The 16122-nt window shown below is 68.0% G+C and carries 13 protein-coding genes; 8 read left to right on the top strand and 5 right to left on the bottom strand.

The annotated features are described in order from the left end of the window. Positions 1–8: 8 nt before the first annotated feature. Positions 9–1433: an MATE family efflux transporter gene (locus J7J50_RS04840; protein ID WP_215056349.1), complete on the bottom strand. Its 1425-nt coding sequence runs from the start codon at positions 1431–1433 to the stop codon at positions 9–11. Between the two features lie 254 nt (positions 1434–1687). Here J7J50_RS04840 and J7J50_RS04835 point away from each other — a divergent pair, with 254 nt between their 5' ends. After that, positions 1688–2134 (top strand): SRPBCC family protein, encoded by a 447-nt coding sequence (locus tag J7J50_RS04835; protein WP_215056348.1) that lies wholly within the window; start codon positions 1688–1690, stop codon positions 2132–2134. Positions 2135–2377: 243 nt separating this feature from the next. On the opposite strand, the gene hutU is transcribed toward J7J50_RS04835, so the two are convergent. Next, positions 2378–4048, bottom strand: a complete 1671-nt coding sequence (gene hutU, locus J7J50_RS04830; RefSeq protein WP_215056347.1) for a urocanate hydratase — start codon at positions 4046–4048, stop codon at positions 2378–2380. A gap of 144 nt (positions 4049–4192) precedes the next feature. Here hutU and J7J50_RS04825 point away from each other — a divergent pair, with 144 nt between their 5' ends. Together J7J50_RS04825 and msrA are read left to right on the top strand one after the other, a co-directional pair. After that, positions 4193–4774, top strand: a complete 582-nt coding sequence (locus tag J7J50_RS04825) for a TetR/AcrR family transcriptional regulator (RefSeq protein ID WP_057942094.1) — start codon at positions 4193–4195, stop codon at positions 4772–4774. Positions 4775–4944: 170 nt separating this feature from the next. Further along, positions 4945–5451 carry a peptide-methionine (S)-S-oxide reductase MsrA gene (gene msrA / locus J7J50_RS04820; protein WP_215056346.1) on the top strand — a complete coding sequence of 169 codons (507 nt, stop codon included), beginning with the start codon at positions 4945–4947 and terminating at the stop codon, positions 5449–5451. 200 nt (positions 5452–5651) lie between these two features. Here msrA and J7J50_RS04815 read toward each other — a convergent pair whose 3' ends face one another. Both J7J50_RS04815 and J7J50_RS24665 read right to left on the bottom strand, forming a co-directional pair. Next, complete coding sequence (locus J7J50_RS04815; protein ID WP_215056345.1) at positions 5652–5996, bottom strand: hypothetical protein; 345 nt, start codon at positions 5994–5996, stop codon at positions 5652–5654. Between the two features lie 98 nt (positions 5997–6094). Further along, a complete protein-coding gene (locus J7J50_RS24665) occupies positions 6095–6796 on the bottom strand; it encodes a hypothetical protein (protein ID WP_251044184.1) in 702 nt (233 codons plus the stop codon). Between the two features lie 158 nt (positions 6797–6954). Between J7J50_RS24665 and J7J50_RS04805 the strand changes: the two genes are divergently transcribed. The 4 genes from J7J50_RS04805 (at position 6955) to J7J50_RS04790 (ending at position 13159) form a co-directional block, all read left to right on the top strand. Further along, positions 6955–8217, top strand: coding sequence for an ectonucleotide pyrophosphatase/phosphodiesterase (locus J7J50_RS04805; RefSeq protein ID WP_215056344.1), 1263 nt, complete (start codon positions 6955–6957; stop codon positions 8215–8217). Positions 8218–8675: 458 nt separating this feature from the next. Then, a complete protein-coding gene (locus tag J7J50_RS04800; RefSeq protein ID WP_215056343.1) occupies positions 8676–10832 on the top strand; it encodes a DUF4082 domain-containing protein in 2157 nt (718 codons plus the stop codon). 198 nt (positions 10833–11030) lie between these two features. Next, a complete protein-coding gene (locus J7J50_RS04795) occupies positions 11031–12620 on the top strand; it encodes a DNA-3-methyladenine glycosylase 2 (RefSeq protein WP_215056342.1) in 1590 nt (529 codons plus the stop codon). Then, positions 12617–13159: a methylated-DNA--[protein]-cysteine S-methyltransferase gene (locus J7J50_RS04790; RefSeq protein ID WP_215056341.1), complete on the top strand. Its 543-nt coding sequence runs from the start codon at positions 12617–12619 to the stop codon at positions 13157–13159. The genes J7J50_RS04795 and J7J50_RS04790 overlap by 4 nt, the downstream gene beginning before the upstream one ends. Before the next feature lie 126 nt (positions 13160–13285). On the opposite strand, the gene J7J50_RS04785 is transcribed toward J7J50_RS04790, so the two are convergent. Next, complete coding sequence (locus J7J50_RS04785; protein WP_215056340.1) at positions 13286–14563, bottom strand: formimidoylglutamate deiminase; 1278 nt, start codon at positions 14561–14563, stop codon at positions 13286–13288. 90 nt (positions 14564–14653) lie between these two features. Between J7J50_RS04785 and hutI the strand changes: the two genes are divergently transcribed. Further along, positions 14654–15922, top strand: coding sequence for an imidazolonepropionase (hutI, locus tag J7J50_RS04780; protein WP_215056339.1), 1269 nt, complete (start codon positions 14654–14656; stop codon positions 15920–15922). Positions 15923–16122: the final 200 nt, after the last annotated feature.

Here is a 16122-nt window from a genome sequence, read left to right as displayed (position 1 = left end):
CGGCGCGTCTACACCTGCGCCGACTTCCACCGCCCGCGCGTGAACAGCCATAGCGTGAACACGCCCACGGACGTCTCGGACACGAACACGCCCCAGAACACGCCCGAGTGTTGCCAGTTCAGGGTGACGGCCAGCACGTAGGACAGCGGAATCTGGATCAGCCAGAAGAACACCACGTTGATCTTGGTCGGCGTCATCGTGTCGCCGGCGCCGTTGAAGGCCTGCACCGTCACCATCCACCAGCCGTAGATGAAGAACGAGTACGACAGGATGCGCAGCCACTGCGCGCCGATCGCGACCACCTTCGCATCGTCGGTGAAGAACGCCACCAGTTGATGCGGGAAGGCGAAGAACAGCACCGACACCACGACCAGATAGGCCATGTTGTACCAGCCGATGCGCCACACCGAGGCCTCGGCGCGCTCGGGATGACCGGCGCCGAGGTTCTGCCCGACCAGGGTCGCGGCGGCGTTGGACATGCCCCAGGCCGGCATCATCGTGAACATCATGATGCGAATGGCGATGGTGGCGCCGGCCACGGCTTCGCTGCCGATGCTGGCCAGGATGCGCATCAGGAAAATCCACGAGGTCATCGCCACGATCATCTGGCCCACGCCGCCGAGCGAGGTGCGCACGATGTTCCATAGCATCGCCCCGCGCCAGACGAACTGCGCCAGCGTCACCCGGATGTGCTTGCCGCCGTGGAACAGCACCCACAGCTGGAACGCCACACCGATGCCGCGGCCGATGTTGGTCGCGATGGCCGCGCCCTCGATGCCCAGCGCCGGCACCGGCCCGAGGCCGAAGATCAGCAACGGGCACAGCAGAATATTCAGACCGTTGGACAACCACAGCACCCGCATCGCGATGGCCGCGTCGCCGGCGCCGCGGAAGATCGCATTGATCACGAACAACAGCATGATCACCGCGTTGCCGCCGAGCATCCATTGCGTGTAGCGGTAGCCGTGCTCGATGCTCCAGGCATCGGCGCCCATCAACCGCAACAGGTCCTGCGCATAGAAGATGCCGGCCAGGGCCGGCAGCACCGCCACCAGCAAGGCGATGAAGATCGCCTGCACCGCGGTGATCGCCGCGTCCTCGCGCTTGCCCTCGCCGACGCGCCGCGCCACCACCGCGGTCACCGCCATCGCCAGGCCCATGGCCAGCGCGTACAGCAGGAACAGATAACTCTCGGTCAGGCCCACCGTCGCCACCGCCGACGGTCCCAGCTTGGCGACGAAGAAGATATCGACCACGGCGAAGGTCGATTCCAGCACCAGCTCCAGCACCATCGGCACGGCCAGCAGGAACACCGCGCGCCGCAGCGGGATCTTGGTGTAGTCGGCATCGGTGCCGCGGATGGCGTCGCGCAGGTCGCTCCACAGCGAATGCGGGGGCGGCGTGTCGTGGGTGGCCGGGGGCTGGTGGCTCATCGCATGCTCCGTCTGGGTCGCACCGGTGCATGATCCGGGCCGGCGGCCCGATTCACCAGTGATATTCGTACGACGAATCACGGGACTGCGGATCGACATCCGCCGCGTCGCGCCGCCGCCGGCGTCGCGCGCCTACCCTGGCAGGAACCGATCGCGGAAACTGTTGCGAGAATGTATTCACGGAAGGCTGTCGATTCGCGTCCCTTCCATTCGTCAGACACAGTGAGGGCTTCACCTCGCTACGGAGACCACCCATGACCACCGGCACCGTCCGCCTGCACCGCGTCCTGTCCGCACCGCCCGAGCGCGTCTACCGCGCCTTCCTCGATGCCGCCGCGCTGTCCAAATGGCTGCCGCCGGACGGCTTCACCTGCACCGTGCACGAACTGGAAGCGCGGGCCGGCGGCCGCTACCGGATGACGTTCACCAACTTCAGCACCGGCAACGGCCACAGCTTCGGCGGCACCTATCTGGAACTGGTGCCGAACGAGCGCATCGTCCACGACGACCGCTTCGACGATCCCAACCTGCCCGGCACCATGATCACCACCATCACTTTCCGCGAGGTGTCCTGCGGCACCGAGGTGGAGGTGGTCCAGGAGGGTATTCCCGAGGTGATCCCTACCGAGCAGTGCTATCTGGGCTGGCAGGATTCGCTGGCGCTGCTGGACCGGTTGGTCGGGCCGACGATTCCGGATTGATCGGTCGGGTTGGATCGAACGAACGCCGGGAGCACCGATTTAGCCCCTCTCCCGCTTGCGGGAGAGGGGTTGGGGTGAGGGCCCGAGCAGTCGTGGAACTCCAAGCAAGAGCATTCGCGCCTACGGCGCTCACCCCTCACCCCAGCCCTCTCCCGCAAGCGGGAGAGGGAGAGGAGCGGCTTCGCCAGTCGCTGCCATGAGGCGCACGGCCCGCCTGCAGACGCAGCGCGAGCCGCGACTTCCTCAGAGCATCGGCAACTTCAAGCCCTGCTCTTTCGCACACTGCTGCGCGATCTCGTAACCCGCATCGGCGTGCCGCATCACGCCCGTGCCGGGATCGTTCCACAGCACCCGCGCGATGCGCTTGTCGGCTTCCTCGCTGCCGTCGCAGACGATGACCACGCCGGAATGCTGCGAATAGCCCATGCCGACGCCGCCGCCGTGATGCAGCGACACCCAGGTCGCGCCGCCGGCGACGTTGAGCATGGCGTTGAGCAGCGGCCAGTCGCTGACCGCGTCGCTGCCGTCGCGCATGCTTTCGGTTTCGCGATTGGGCGAGGCGACCGAGCCGCTGTCCAGGTGATCGCGGCCGATCACGACCGGCGCCTTCAACTCGCCGGTGCGCACCATTTCGTTGAAGGCCAGGCCGAGCTTGTGGCGCAGGCCCAGGCCGACCCAGCAGATACGCGCCGGCAGGCCCTGGAAGCTGATGCGCTCCTTGGCCATGTCCAGCCAGCGATGCAGATGCGCATCGTCGGCGATGATTTCCTTGACCTTGGCGTCGGTCTTGTAGATGTCTTCCGGATCGCCGCTGAGCGCGACCCAGCGGAACGGGCCGACGCCGCGGCAGAACAGCGGGCGCACGTAGGCCGGCACGAAACCGGGGAAATCGAAGGCGTTCTTGCAGCCTTCGTCCTGCGCCATCTGGCGGATGTTGTTGCCGTAATCGAAGGTCGGGATGCCCTGCTGCTGAAACGCCAGCATCGCCTCGACATGCACGCGCATGGATTTCTTGGCCGCGTCGCGCACGCCTTGCGGGTCGCTCTTCTGCTCGGCCAGCCAGCGCTCCACGGTCCAGCCGATCGGCAGATAGCCGTGCACCGGATCGTGCGCGCTGGTCTGGTCGGTGACCGCGTCCGGACGCACGCCGCGGCGCACCAGTTCCGGCAGCACTTCGGCGGCGTTGCCCAGCAGCGCGATCGACTTGGCTTCGCCGGCCGCGGTGTACTTGGCGATGCGCGCCAGCGCGTCGTCCAGGTCGCTGGCCTGCTCATCGACGTAACGCGTACGCAGACGCATGTCGATGCTGCTCTGCTTGCATTCGATAGTGAGCGAGCACGCACCGGCCAGCGACGCCGCCAGCGGTTGCGCGCCGCCCATGCCGCCCAGGCCGGCGGTGAGAATCCACTTGCCGCTCAGGCTGCCGCCGTAGTGCTGGCGGCCCATCTCGACGAAGGTTTCGTACGTGCCCTGGACGATGCCCTGCGAGCCGATGTAGATCCAGCTGCCGGCGGTCATCTGGCCGTACATCATCAGGCCCTTCTTATCGAGCTCGTTGAAGTGCTCCCAGGTGGCCCAGTGCGGGACCAGATTCGAGTTCGCCAGCAACACCCGCGGCGCGTCGGCGTGGGTGGGGAATACGCCGACCGGCTTGCCCGACTGGATCAGCAAGGTCTCGTTGTCTTCCAGATCGCGCAGCGACTTGAGGATGGCGTCGAACGATGCCCAGTCGCGCGCGGCGCGACCGATGCCGCCGTAGACCACCAGCTCGGCCGGGTTTTCCGCCACGTCCGGGTCCAGGTTGTTCTGGATCATGCGGAACGCGGCTTCGCTGAGCCAGGACTTGCAGCTCTTTTCGCTGCCGCGCGGGGCGCGGATGACGCGAGAGGGATCGTTGCGATCGGTGGCGGACACGGCGACTCCGGTGTTCGTGAGAGACGCGAATTATCGCGCCGCGCTTCAAGCGCCCGCCAGCGCGGAACCGGCCCGGACGGTCGGACAATGCGACGTTTGCGCCCGAATTTGCCGTCGCGGCGGCAAAATGTATACGCTGTATACATGACTGCGCCCGCCACCGCCGACCGCATCGTCCGCGCCGCCCGCGCCTTGTTCGAACGCGGCGGCGCGCAGGCGGTGAGCATGCGCCGCATCGCCGACAGCATCGGGCTGACGCCGATGGCGATCTACCGTCACTTCCCCAATCGCGAAGCGCTGCTGCAACGCATCAGCGACGACAGCTTCCAGGAGATCTCCCATCACTGGAGCGCGCGCAACGAAGGCGGCGACGTGATCGCGCGGCTGTTGGCGATCCAGCAGATCTACCTGGACTACGCGCTGGCCCATCCGCATTTGTTCGATCACGCGTTCTCGATGCCGCGCGAACGCGCGCGGCGCTTTCCGGAAGATTTCCGCGCGCGCCGCTCGCCGACCTTGAACGTGGTCGCCGACGTGGTGATCGAAGCGCAGCAGGCCGGCCGCCTGCGCGCGGGCGATGCCTGGGACATCGCGATGACCTTGTGGGCGCATACCCACGGCCTGATCGTGCTGTACCGCGCCGGCCGTTTCAGCTACGGCGAAAGCGAGTTCCGCCGTTTCTATAAAGACTCGCTGCGGCGCTTGCTCGACGGTATCGCGAGCTGAGTATCGGCGGACGACGCACGCGCATGAGGCCCGGATTCATGCGGCCGGCTCTCACTTCGTTTATTTGCCGCTCATCGCGGCGCACGCAAGGCCGATGAATGAAACCCTGCGGCGGGCTCGACGCGCCGGCCGCCATCGCGCACCATCCAGGCTGCTGTGGAGAATCGATCATGACGACACAAACCCGAACCGCGATCCTGGCCGGCGGCTGCTTCTGGGGCATGCAGGAGCTGATCCGGCGCATGCCCGGCGTCGTATCCACCCGCGTGGGCTATAGCGGCGGCGACGTCGCCAACGCGACCTATCGCAATCACGGCTCGCATGCCGAGGCGATCGAGATCGTGTTCGATCCGGCCCGGATCAGCTATCGGCAGATCCTGGAATTCTTCTTCCAGATCCACGACCCCACCACCGCCAACCGCCAGGGCAACGACATCGGCACCAGTTACCGCTCGGCCATCTTCTACACCGACGCCGAACAAAAAGCGGTCGCGCAGGACACCCTGGCCGATGTCGATGCCTCCGGCTTGTGGCCGGGCAAGGCGGTGACGCAGATCGAGGCGGCCGGGCCGTTCTGGGAAGCCGAGCCGGAGCATCAGGACTATCTGGAGCGTTACCCGTCCGGCTACACCTGCCACTTCATCCGACCGGACTGGAAGCTGCCCAAGCGGCAGTGACCGGCGACGCCGGGTTGGATCGGCTGGCGGAAATGATGCCGCCCGGTTGGCGGATTTCGAAAACCGTCCGGATGACGACGATGTCCGCCAACGCGCACACGAGACGCGCAGCGAACCTGCGCGCATAAAAAACGCCCGGCACGAGGCCGGGCGTGAGGACGGTCCGAACCAGGTCCGGACCGGAACCGATGCTTGCGCGCTCAGTACAGGCGCGGATCGAGTTTGCGCAGCGCCTCGCCGACGTCGACTTGACCGGTGCGGTCCAGATCCTCGCGGGTGTAGCTGCGGCCGTTGGCGATGCAGTTGCTGCGATGGCGCGGCTGCAGGCGCGTGCCGGTCTGGCTCACGCAATTGGGGTCGTAGCGGTTTTTCGTTGCGGCGACGGACTTGGAATCGGCCTGCACCCGCGCCTGCGCCTGCGCATCGGCCGAATCCAGCGCCGTGGCGTTGGCGCTGGCCTGCACGCGCGCATCGACCGCGGCGGTCTGCGCGAAGGCGGCGAACGCGCTCAGGCTCAGCGCGGCGGCGAGCAATAGACGTTTCATGGGACACCTCCTGAAATCAGGAACGCGATTGGACTGATCCAGCCTACGCTTCCGGCACCGTCCCGGCGCCCGCGCGGCACCCGCCGTTTAGGCAGTCGTCAGCGTCGCGGGCAGGTCTCGCGGCGGCCGTGTTCGAACGCCATCGCCTCGGCTTCGGTGGCCGGGCGCGGAGTCAGGCCGTCGTCGAACACGATTCGCCATACGCCGTCGGCGTCGCGGTGCCAGACCGATTGGTAGGCGCCGATCAGATAACGCGGCTGCGCGCCCGGATCGAGCCGTTGGTACAGCGCCGGCCCGGTGGACCAGGCGACATCTCCGACGCCGCCGATGGTGACCCGCACCGGATACCAGCGCAGGCGCAGTTGCTTGCCTTCGATCAGCCCGGCCCACTCCGCGGCGATCTTGTCGCGCCCGCGGCTGGGCTGCGGCCGGCCGGCGCCGAACGCCGCCTGCGGATGCAGATGCGCGGCGAAGGCCTTGCCGTCGTGTTCGGCGATCGAGCGGGCGAAGCTGAGTTCGCGGGCCCAGACCGCGCATTCCTCCGCGCTCAGTTCGACGGGCTCGGCGGGCTTGCGATCGGCTGGCTTGTGATCGGCCGGCTTCGAATCGGCGGGCCTCGGCTCCGCGGGCCTGGCCTCGCCCACCTGCGTATCGGCCCGCTTCGGATCGGCCCGCTTCGGATCGGCCTGGTTCGAATCTGCCTGGCTCGCAGCGGCGGATTCGCCCGCAAATGCGGCCTGCGCCGAAACCCCGGCCAACAACGACATGGACAAGCACACGGCGGCGGCGATCGGGCGCATGGCGGAACTCGCGATGACAGGGCTTCACTATCGCCCCGCGCGCCGGCGCGGCGCCAGCGACTGAAGTCATGGCCGTGCCGACCTTGGCGGCTCGCCGCGCGGCCGGCATCGGCGACGGCTGACATCGGCTGGCAACCGCGTGCCATTACTATGCCCGGATGCGTTCGACCATCCTTGCGGCCCGCGCCGCCCTGCTCGCCCTCGTCTTCCTCCTCAGCGCCTGCGCCGCCGCGAACCGCCGCGAACCGCCGCCGGCCGACACGCCCGTGCTGCTGATTTCCATCGACGGTTTTCGCGCCAGCTATTTCGAGCTGGGCCTGACCCCGAACCTGGAACGGATGGCACGCGACGGCGTGCGCGCGCGATGGATGTCGCCCTCGTATCCGTCGCTGACCTTCCCCAATCACTACACCCTGGTCACCGGCCTGCGCCCGGATCATCACGGGGTGATCCACAACAGCATGAGCGACGCCGCCATCGGCAAGTTCAAGATCGCCGACCGCGATGCCGTCGGCGATACGCGCTGGTGGAACGGCGGCGAGCCGATCTGGATCGGCGCGCAGAAAGCCGGCCTGCGCAGCGCGACCTTGTTCTGGCCCGGCAGCGAAGCGCCGATCCACGGCCTGCGCCCCAATCGCTGGCGCCTGTTCGACGCCAAGATCGACGAAAACGCGCGCGTGGACGAAGTGCTGGGCTGGCTGGGCGAACCGGCCGCCGGCACGCGCCCGCACGTGGCCACCTTGTACTTCGACGCGCTCGATCACGAAGGCCACGACCACGGCCCGGACTCGGCCGAAGTGCGGGTGGCCCTGCAACGCATCGACGCGGCGATCGGCCGCCTGCTCGACGGCCTGGCCGCGCGCGGCCAACTTGAGCAGGTCAATCTGATCGTGGTGTCCGATCACGGCATGGCCGAAGTCGCGCCCGGCCACCGCATCGCCGTGGAAGACATGGTCACGGTGGAACAGGCGGTGGTGACCTCGGTCGGCCAGTCGATCGGCATCGCGCCCAATCCCGGACACGAGGCCGAAGTCGAAAAACGCCTGCTCGGCGCGCACGACACCTACGACTGCTGGCGCAAGAGCGAACTGCCGGCGCGCTGGCACTACGGCACCCATCCGCGGGTGCCGCCGATCGTCTGCCAGATGCACGAAGGCTGGGACGCGATCGAGGCGGAAAAACTCAAGACCGCGCGCAAGGACGAAACCCGCGGCTCGCACGGTTACGACCCGGCGCTGGCGTCGATGCGCGCGATCTTCGTCGCGCGCGGTCCGGCGTTCAAGCGCGGCGAGACCCTGGCGCCGTTCGACAACGTCGATGTGTATCCGCTGTTGGCGCGGTTGATCGGCATCGTTCCTGCGAAGAACGACGGCGACATCGCGCCGCTGTTGCCGGCGCTGCGCGACAGCGCCGCGCCCTGAATCCGCACCGTCGGTCCGGGTCGCGACCGGCCCGGCCCGGATCGGTCCGCAATCGGCACGGTTCGCGCAAAGCCGGCGCCGATGCCGTTTGCGCCGTGTCTGGAATCACAGGCCGGCGATGACGACTTCGCGCGCGTCAATGCCCGATCCCTGCAATTTGTCATGCGCCAACGCGCCGATGACAGGGCCCGGCCCTGACGTTTGTCATCGATCTGGATTTTGGTGACGCCGGCCCTGATTTTTCGCCGATCACTGACGCTAGCTTAGCTCCGGGAATCCAGGGACCTCCTCCCCCGCAACACCGCCCAAGGAACGGTCCGCCGTTCCTTGGGCGTGCCCGCGCACTCGCGCACTTCCACGCACCGGACCCAACCATGCATACCGAACCAGGCCTTGGTCCTGCGCGTCTTCGCGCGGGTCGTTCAGCTCGTTCGCGTGACCTGCGGTCGATCGCGATCGTGGCCGTATTTCTGTTTTCTTCCGCGGCTTTCGCGCAGAACATCGCTCCGGTGGGCACCGCCTACCGCTGGGCCCACGGCTTCACGCCCGGCGCCGACGGCCGCAGCGAAACCGAGCCGACCAGCGTGCGCGTCGCCGCGCCGCTGCTCAACGACGGCGACGACGCGGTCGATGTCGATCTCAGCGGCGGCCAGGCCGAGCCCAGCGACAACTACGAAGCCGCCGGCGTGTTATGGAGCGACGGGCCGCGCACCATCGACCGGGTCGAGATCGTCCACGGCAGTTGGAACAGCAGCGGCGACGGCGCGTTCTGCGACGGACTCAGCCTGCAGTTCTCCAACAGCGCGCGCGGCGACTGGCGCGACAGCGGCTGGGCGGTGGAACCGCAATACGCCTACGACTCCTCGCAAACCGCCGGCGTGGTCTACAGCTTCCGCGGCGCGCCGCGCGAGGTGCGCGCGGTGCGCGTGACCGGCAAGCTGCATTGCACCCAGAACAGTTCGTACTGGACCAACATCCGCGAAGTGCGCGTATTCCAGGCCGGCAATCAAAGCCTGTGGAACGACAGCGCGCTGCCGACGCTGGTGGATTCGACCGATCCGGAAGGCGTCGAACTGGGCCTGCGTTTCCGCAGCACCCAGCCGGGCTGGATCAAGGGCGTGCGTTTCTACAAGTCGGCCGCCAACACCGGCGTCCATCTCGGCAATCTGTGGAGCGCGGACGGGACCTTGCTGGCGCGCGCGCAATTCGCGAACGAAACCGCATCGGGCTGGCAGCGCGTCGCGTTCGCCACACCGGTGCGCATCGCCGCCGACACCACGTATGTCGTGTCCTATTACGCGCCCAACGGCCGCTACTCGGCGGATCTGGATTACTTCTCCGCGGCCGACTACGCCAACGGCCCGCTGCGCGCCTTGCGCGACGGCAGCGACGGCGGCAACGGCAACTACCGTTACGCCGCGCAGAGTGGATTCCCGAATTCGACCTGGCGCTCGGCCAATTACTGGGTCGATGTCGAATTCGCGCCGCTGAGCGGCGACACCGCGCCGCCGAGCGTGCCGACCGGCTTGTCGGCGACCGTATCCGACGCCAGCACCGTCGGCCTGCACTGGACCGCCAGCAGCGACGACACCAGCGCGGTGCGTTACCGCGTCTACATCGACGGCACGCCGCTCGCCTTGACCGAGACCGAACTCACCGGCTACGTCCACGACACCGCGCAACCGGAGACGAACTACACCTATCGGGTCAGCGCGCTCGATGCGGCCGGCAACGAATCGGCGCGTTCCGAACCGGTCAGCGCGACCACGCCGCCGCTGGGCAGCGCGCGCGCCTGCCCGCCGTTCCCGGCGTTCCCGAACGAAGCCTGCACCGGCGTTCCGGCCGGCCAGAGCCTGACCACCATCGCCGGCGACTACAGCACCAGTCGCGACGGCCAGGTCATCAACGCCTTGCTGATCACCGGCGATCTGGTCGTTCGCCACGACAACGTCACCGTCAGCAACAGCCGCATCAAAGGCTTCGTCGATCATCGGACCCATCGCAACCTGGTGCTGAAGGATGTCGATCTCGGCCCGGACCGCTGCCCCGCGGCCAACAACGGCGGCCGCCGCCTGATCAACGGCGACAACGGCTACACGCTGATCCGCGCGCATCTGCATCACAACGGCGACGACATGCTGATCGCCGGCGGCGGCGAACCGGTGGTGATCCAGGACAGCCTGATTCACAACACCTGTTTCTATCCCGACGATCATCTCGACGCGCTGCAGTTCTATTCGCCGGGGCAAGTCGGCCACGTCAGCGTCATCCACAGCGATATCGACGCGCGTCCGGTCAACTCCTCCGGTTACGGCAACGCGGCGATTTTCTGGGCCGATCGCCCGGGCGCCGGATCGACGCTGACCATTCGCGAAAGCCGGCTCGCCGGCGGCGGCTACACTTTGGCCCCGTACGATTCCGGCCTGGGCTCGGGCGTGGTGATCGAAGTCAGCGACACCCGCTTCGTGCGCGACTCGCAATGGGGCAGCGCGTGCTATCTCGGCCAGAACGATCCGGCCAGCCATTCGCCGACCGTGCCGTACAACGGCCGCGAAGGCATCAAGTGGCTGCGCAACGCCTGGAGCGACGGTACGCCGCTGCCGGGTTGTCAATAAGCAGCCAGACACAGATGTGTGAGGGCTTCGCTGCTTTTGTGGGAGGGGCTTCAGCCCCGATGCTTTTCGTTCAGATCGCCGCGACCGGAACGAAAAGCATCGGGGCTGAAGCCCCTCCTACAGAAGCGGTAAACCCCATCCGGTATTGATGTCCGAATCCGGCGAGTCCGAACCCGCCGCCGGTGCTAGCCTAAGGCCATGGACGCCATCGCCACTCCCGCACCGGACGCCTCGCTGCCGCACTGGCGGGTTTGCGAACAAGCCCGCATCAGCCGCGATCCGCGTTTCGACGGTCTGTTCTTCACCGCCGTGACCAGCACCGGCATCTACTGCCGGCCGGTCTGCCCCGCGCCCGCGGCCAAGCGCGAAAACGTCAAGTATTTCGGCCACGCCGCCGCGGCCGAAGCCGCCGGTTTCCGCCCCTGCCTGCGTTGTCGCCCGGAGTTGTCCCCCGCCGAAGGCGCATGGCGCCGCGGCGATGCCGCGGTCGCGCGCGCCTTGAAACTCATCGACGAAGGCCTGCTCGCCGAGCAACCGCTGGCCGCGCTCGCGCAACGCGTCGGTCTGGGCGAACGCCAGCTGCGGCGCTTGTTCGTCGAGCGTCTGGGCGCGCCGCCGATCGGCGTGCACGGCACGCGCCGGCTGTTGTTCGCCAAGCAATTGCTGACCGAAACCCGCTTGCCGATCACCGAAGTCGCGATGGCCGCCGGTTTCGGCAGCTTGCGCCGCTTCAACACGACTTTCCGCGAGGCCTACCGCATGGCACCGCGCGATCTGCGCCGGCGCCCGAACGAAACCCCGAACGGCGACGGCGACAGTCTGGTGCTGCGGCTGGGTTATCGCCCGCCGTACGATTTCACCGCGATGCTGGATTTCCTGCGCGGCCGCGCCCTGCCCGGCGTGGAAGTCGTCGACGCGCACAGCTACAGCCGCGTCATCGGCCCGATTGAATCGCCGGGCTGGCTGCGCGTGAGCGCGTGGCCCAGCGACAAGCGCAAAGCCGACGACAACCCGCACGCGCTGAAACTGGAACTGCACGGCCCGGCGCCGGCGCGGTTGCTGGAAATCATCAATCGCCTGCGCCGCATGTTCGACCTGGACGCCGATCCGAACGCGATCGCCACGGCCTTGTCGGTCGATCCGCGCCTGAAGGCCTTGTTCGCGAAACGTCCCGGACTGCGCCTGCCCAGCGGTTGGGACGGCTTCGAGATTTCGGTGCGGGCGATTCTCGGCCAACAGGTCAGCGTCGCCGCCGCGCGCACCTTGGCCGCGCGCGTGGCGCAGCGTTTCGGCCAGGCCTTGCCGAAGCCGTTCGGGCCCGGACTGGAACATCTGTTCCCCACGCCCGAAGCGCTGGCCGATGCGGATCTGGCCGAAGTCGGCCTGACCCGCGCGCGCGCCGACACCGTGCGCACGGTCGCGCGCGCCCTGCTCGACGGGCGGGTGGATTTCCGCGCCGAACGCACGCTCGACGATTTCGTCGCGCGTTGGGTGGCCTTGCCCGGCATCGGCCCGTGGACCGCGCATTACGTCGCTCTGCGCGCGCTCGGCCATCCCGATGCGTTCCCGGCCGACGATCTGGTACTGCAAAAGGCCATGCCCGAAGACGGCGTGCGCATGAGCGCGAAGGCGCTCAACGCGCGCGCCGAAGCGTGGCGGCCGTGGCGCGCCTACGGGGTGATCCAGGTCTGGCGCGACAGCATGCCGGTGCCGATCGCCCAAGCCGCCAAGCCGGGCGACGCGCCGGCCGGCGCGGGCGCGGCGAAGAAATCGAGGAAAGCCGCATGAGCAAGCACATCCGCCTTAAAAGCGGCGCGGTCACGTTCCAGCACATCGACAGCCCGGTCGGCCGGCTGCTGTTGGCCAGCGGCGAGGACGGATTGCGCCTGATCGAATTCCAGGCGCCGTGGCATCCGGTGGCGATGGACGGCGACTGGCGCGAAGGCGACAACGGCGTGTTGTTGGAAACGCGCAAGCAGTTGAACGAATACTTCGACGGCATCCGGCAGGAATTCGATCTGCCGCTGGCGCCGCACGGCACGCCGTTCCAACTGCAGTGCTGGCACACGCTGGCTCTGATCCGGTGGGGCGAAACCTGGAGCTACGGGCAGATGGCGCGGCATCTGGGCCAGCCGACCGCGACCCGCGCGGTCGGCGCCGCCAACGGCCGCAATCCGTTGCCGATCGTGTTGCCCTGCCATCGGGTGATCGGCGCCGACGGCAGCCTTACCGGATTCGGCGGCGGGTTGCCGACCAAGGAATTCCTGTTGAATCTGGAAGGCGCGCTGCCCAGGCGCGTGCCGATCGATGATTTGTTCGCGGTGTGAGGTTGTTGGGCGATCTGAGCCGAAAGCATCGGGGCTGAAGCCCCTCCCACAAAAGATTGCGCCGCAACGAGGTCTGTTGTGGGAGGGGCTTCAGCCCCGATGCTCTTCGCTCAGATCACCAGAACCTCAATCCGCAAGCAACCCCCGCAAAGTCCGCCCATACCGCGCCGCGATCGCCTCGCGATCGCGATGGCGCCCATCGGCCACGACCTGCGTCCCACCCACGCGCACCTCGCGCACCAGATTGCGATTACCGCTGAACAACCAGCGATCGACGTAATCCTCATCGCTCGCACCGGCGAACACCGGCGCGTCGCGATCCAGCACCAGCGTATCGCCGGCCAGACTCGCGGCGCAATGGCCGGTCGAACGCTCCGCGCTCGCATGCGCGCCCTGCAGCAAGGTCTCGCCGACGCTGCTGCTGCCCGCGCCGACCGCAATGTTTCGCCGCCGCGTGAGCAAGCGCTGCCCATACTCCAGCCAGCGCAGTTCCTCGACCGGCGAAATCGAGATATGCGAATCCGATCCCACGCCCCAATACCCGCCGGCATCGAGATAATCGCGCAGCGGGAAAAACCCGTCGCCCAGATTGGCCTCGGTGGTGGTGCAGATCGCCACCGTCGCGCCGCTGGCGGCGATGCCCCGCACTTCGGCCTCGTTCAAATGGGTGGCATGGACCAGGGTCCAGCGCTGATCCACCTGCGCATTGGCCAGCAACCACTCCACCGGCCGCGCATGGCGCAGCGCCAGGCAGTCTTCGACTTCGGCGACCTGTTCGGCGATATGCACGTGCACGCGGCTGTCGGTCGGCAGCGCCGCCAGCACCTCGCGCATCGGCGCCGGCGGCACCGCGCGCAGGCTGTGCAGGCAGCAGCCCACGCGCAGCAGTTCGTCGGATTCCGCGCGCAGGCCGTCGAGCAGGCGCAGATAAGCATCGACCGTATGCCCGAAGCGGCGCTGGCGCTCGCTCAGCGGTCGTTCGTCGAAACCGCCGGTCATGTAAAGCACCGGCAGCAGGGTCATGCGGATGCCGGTGTCGCGCGCGGCCGCGATCAGCGCGCGCGACATTTCCGCCGGATCGGCATACGGGCGGCCGTCGGGCGCGTGGTGCAGATAGTGGAACTCGCACACGCTGGTGTAGCCGGCTTCGAGCATTTCCACGTACAGCTGGGTCGCGACCGCATGCAGCGCCTCGGGCGTGAAGCGCTCGGCGAAGCGGTACATGGTTTCGCGCCAAGTCCAGAAGCTGTCGGCAGGGTTGGTCTGGCGCTCGGCCATGCCCGCCATCGCGCGCTGGAACGCGTGCGAATGCAGGTTGGCGATGCCCGGCACGATACGTTCACCGGCGGCGTCGCCGCGCCAGCCGTCCGGGGTCCACACGCGGGTCGGAGTCGAAGAGGTCATGCGCGCATTCTCGCCTGCGCGCGCGCGCAACGCGACCTTGGCCGCGGCGGCGACGCGGCCGCGGGACGGCGCAGCGACTAGAATCGGCGCATGAACACCGCCTCCGACGCCCCTCATCGCCGGCCCGACGGCCGCCTCTACGACGGCCTGATCCTCGGCGCCTCGCTCGCGACCCTGGACTGCGCCGACGGTTACGGCGACATCGCCGACGCCGCGCTGGCCTGGCGCGACGGCCGCATCGCCTGGCTCGGCCCGCGCGCCGACCTGCCCGGCGCGCCCGCCGACGTGGCCGAAACCGTGATCCAGGCCCAGGGCTGGATCACCCCGGGCCTGATCGACTGCCACACCCACCTGGTCTTCGCCGGCGACCGCGCGCGCGAGTTCGAGCTGCGCTTGAAGGGCGCGAGCTACGAAGAGATCGCCCGCGCCGGCGGCGGCATCGTCTCCAGCGTGCGCGCCACCCGCGCCGCCGACGAAGCCGAGTTGCTGCGCCAGTCGCTGCCGCGCGCGCGCGCCTTGCTCGGCGACGGCGCGACCACTGTGGAAATCAAATCCGGCTACGGCCTGGATTTCGACAACGAACGCAAGATGCTGCGGGTCGCGCGCCAGGTCGGCGACGCGCTGGGCGTGCAGGTGCGCACCACCTACCTGGGCGCGCACGCCTTGCCGCCGGAGTATCAGGGCCGCGCCGACGATTACATCGACGCGGTCTGCGAATGGATGCCGCGCTTGCATGCGCAGGGCCTGATCGACGCGGTCGATGCGTTCTGCGAAGGCATCGGCTTCAGTCCGCTGCAGACCCGGCGCGTGTTCGAAACCGCGCGCGCGTTGGGGCTGCCGGTCAAACTGCATGCCGATCAGCTCAGCGACCTGGGCGGCGGCGCGCTCGCGGCCGCCTTCGACGGCTTGTCGGCCGACCATGTCGAACACACCTCGGTGGACAGCGTGAAGGCGATGGCCGCGCACGGCACGGTCGCGGTATTGCTGCCGGGCGCGTTTCACGTGCTGCGCGAAACCAAGCTGCCGCCGCTGGATGCGTTTCGCGAACACGGCGTGGCGATGGCGGTGGCGACCGACTGCAACCCGGGCACCTCGCCACTGCTGTCGCTGCGTCAGGCCATGCAGCTGTCGTGCACGCATTTCCGCCTGACCCCGGAAGAAGCCTTGCGCGGCGCGACCGTGCACGCGGCCCGCGCATTGGGCCTGAACGATGCGGGCGTGTTGCGGGTGGGGGCGCGGGCCGACTTCGTGCAGTGGGATATCGGTCATCCGTCCGAGCTGTGCTATTGGCTCGGCGGGCGCCTGGCGCGGCGGGTGGTCAGCGCGGGGCGGGTTCTGGTCGATCAGGCGGATCGCTGACGGCTCGCCTCATATCCCCGACACCGCCACATTGCCCCCTTTGAAAAAGGGGGCGGCGCCAGCGTGGTACGAAGCTGGTACATGGCGCATTCGCGCGGGGGATTTGCTTTTGCTGTGCGTCGAAGCAAAAGCGGAATCCCCCCTGCCCCCTTTTTTCAAAGGGGGGAACAGCCGCCGCGCTTAGACATTGCCGGCGCTTC

The sequence above is a fragment of the Lysobacter sp. ISL-50 genome (assembly GCF_018612875.1).
Classification (GTDB): domain Bacteria; phylum Pseudomonadota; class Gammaproteobacteria; order Xanthomonadales; family Xanthomonadaceae; genus Lysobacter.
This window is presented reverse-complemented; position numbering and strand designations above follow the sequence as displayed.

Bases quoted from the DNA above. Each gene is read 5' to 3' on its own strand.
- J7J50_RS24665 (WP_251044184.1), bottom strand. From the start codon at position 6,796: ATGCGCCCGATCGCCGCCGCCGTGTGCTTGTCCATGTCGTTGTTGGCC.
- J7J50_RS04825 (WP_057942094.1), top strand. From the start codon at position 4,193: ATGACTGCGCCCGCCACCGCCGACCGCATCGTCCGCGCCGCCCGCGCC.
- J7J50_RS04805 (WP_215056344.1), top strand. From the start codon at position 6,955: ATGCGTTCGACCATCCTTGCGGCCCGCGCCGCCCTGCTCGCCCTCGTC.
- J7J50_RS04790 (WP_215056341.1), top strand. From the start codon at position 12,617: ATGAGCAAGCACATCCGCCTTAAAAGCGGCGCGGTCACGTTCCAGCAC.
- J7J50_RS04815 (WP_215056345.1), bottom strand. From the start codon at position 5,996: ATGAAACGTCTATTGCTCGCCGCCGCGCTGAGCCTGAGCGCGTTCGCC.
- hutI (WP_215056339.1), top strand. From the start codon at position 14,654: ATGAACACCGCCTCCGACGCCCCTCATCGCCGGCCCGACGGCCGCCTC.
- J7J50_RS04835 (WP_215056348.1), top strand. From the start codon at position 1,688: ATGACCACCGGCACCGTCCGCCTGCACCGCGTCCTGTCCGCACCGCCC.
- J7J50_RS04785 (WP_215056340.1), bottom strand. From the start codon at position 14,563: ATGACCTCTTCGACTCCGACCCGCGTGTGGACCCCGGACGGCTGGCGC.
- J7J50_RS04840 (WP_215056349.1), bottom strand. From the start codon at position 1,433: ATGAGCCACCAGCCCCCGGCCACCCACGACACGCCGCCCCCGCATTCG.
- J7J50_RS04795 (WP_215056342.1), top strand. From the start codon at position 11,031: ATGGACGCCATCGCCACTCCCGCACCGGACGCCTCGCTGCCGCACTGG.
- msrA (WP_215056346.1), top strand. From the start codon at position 4,945: ATGACGACACAAACCCGAACCGCGATCCTGGCCGGCGGCTGCTTCTGG.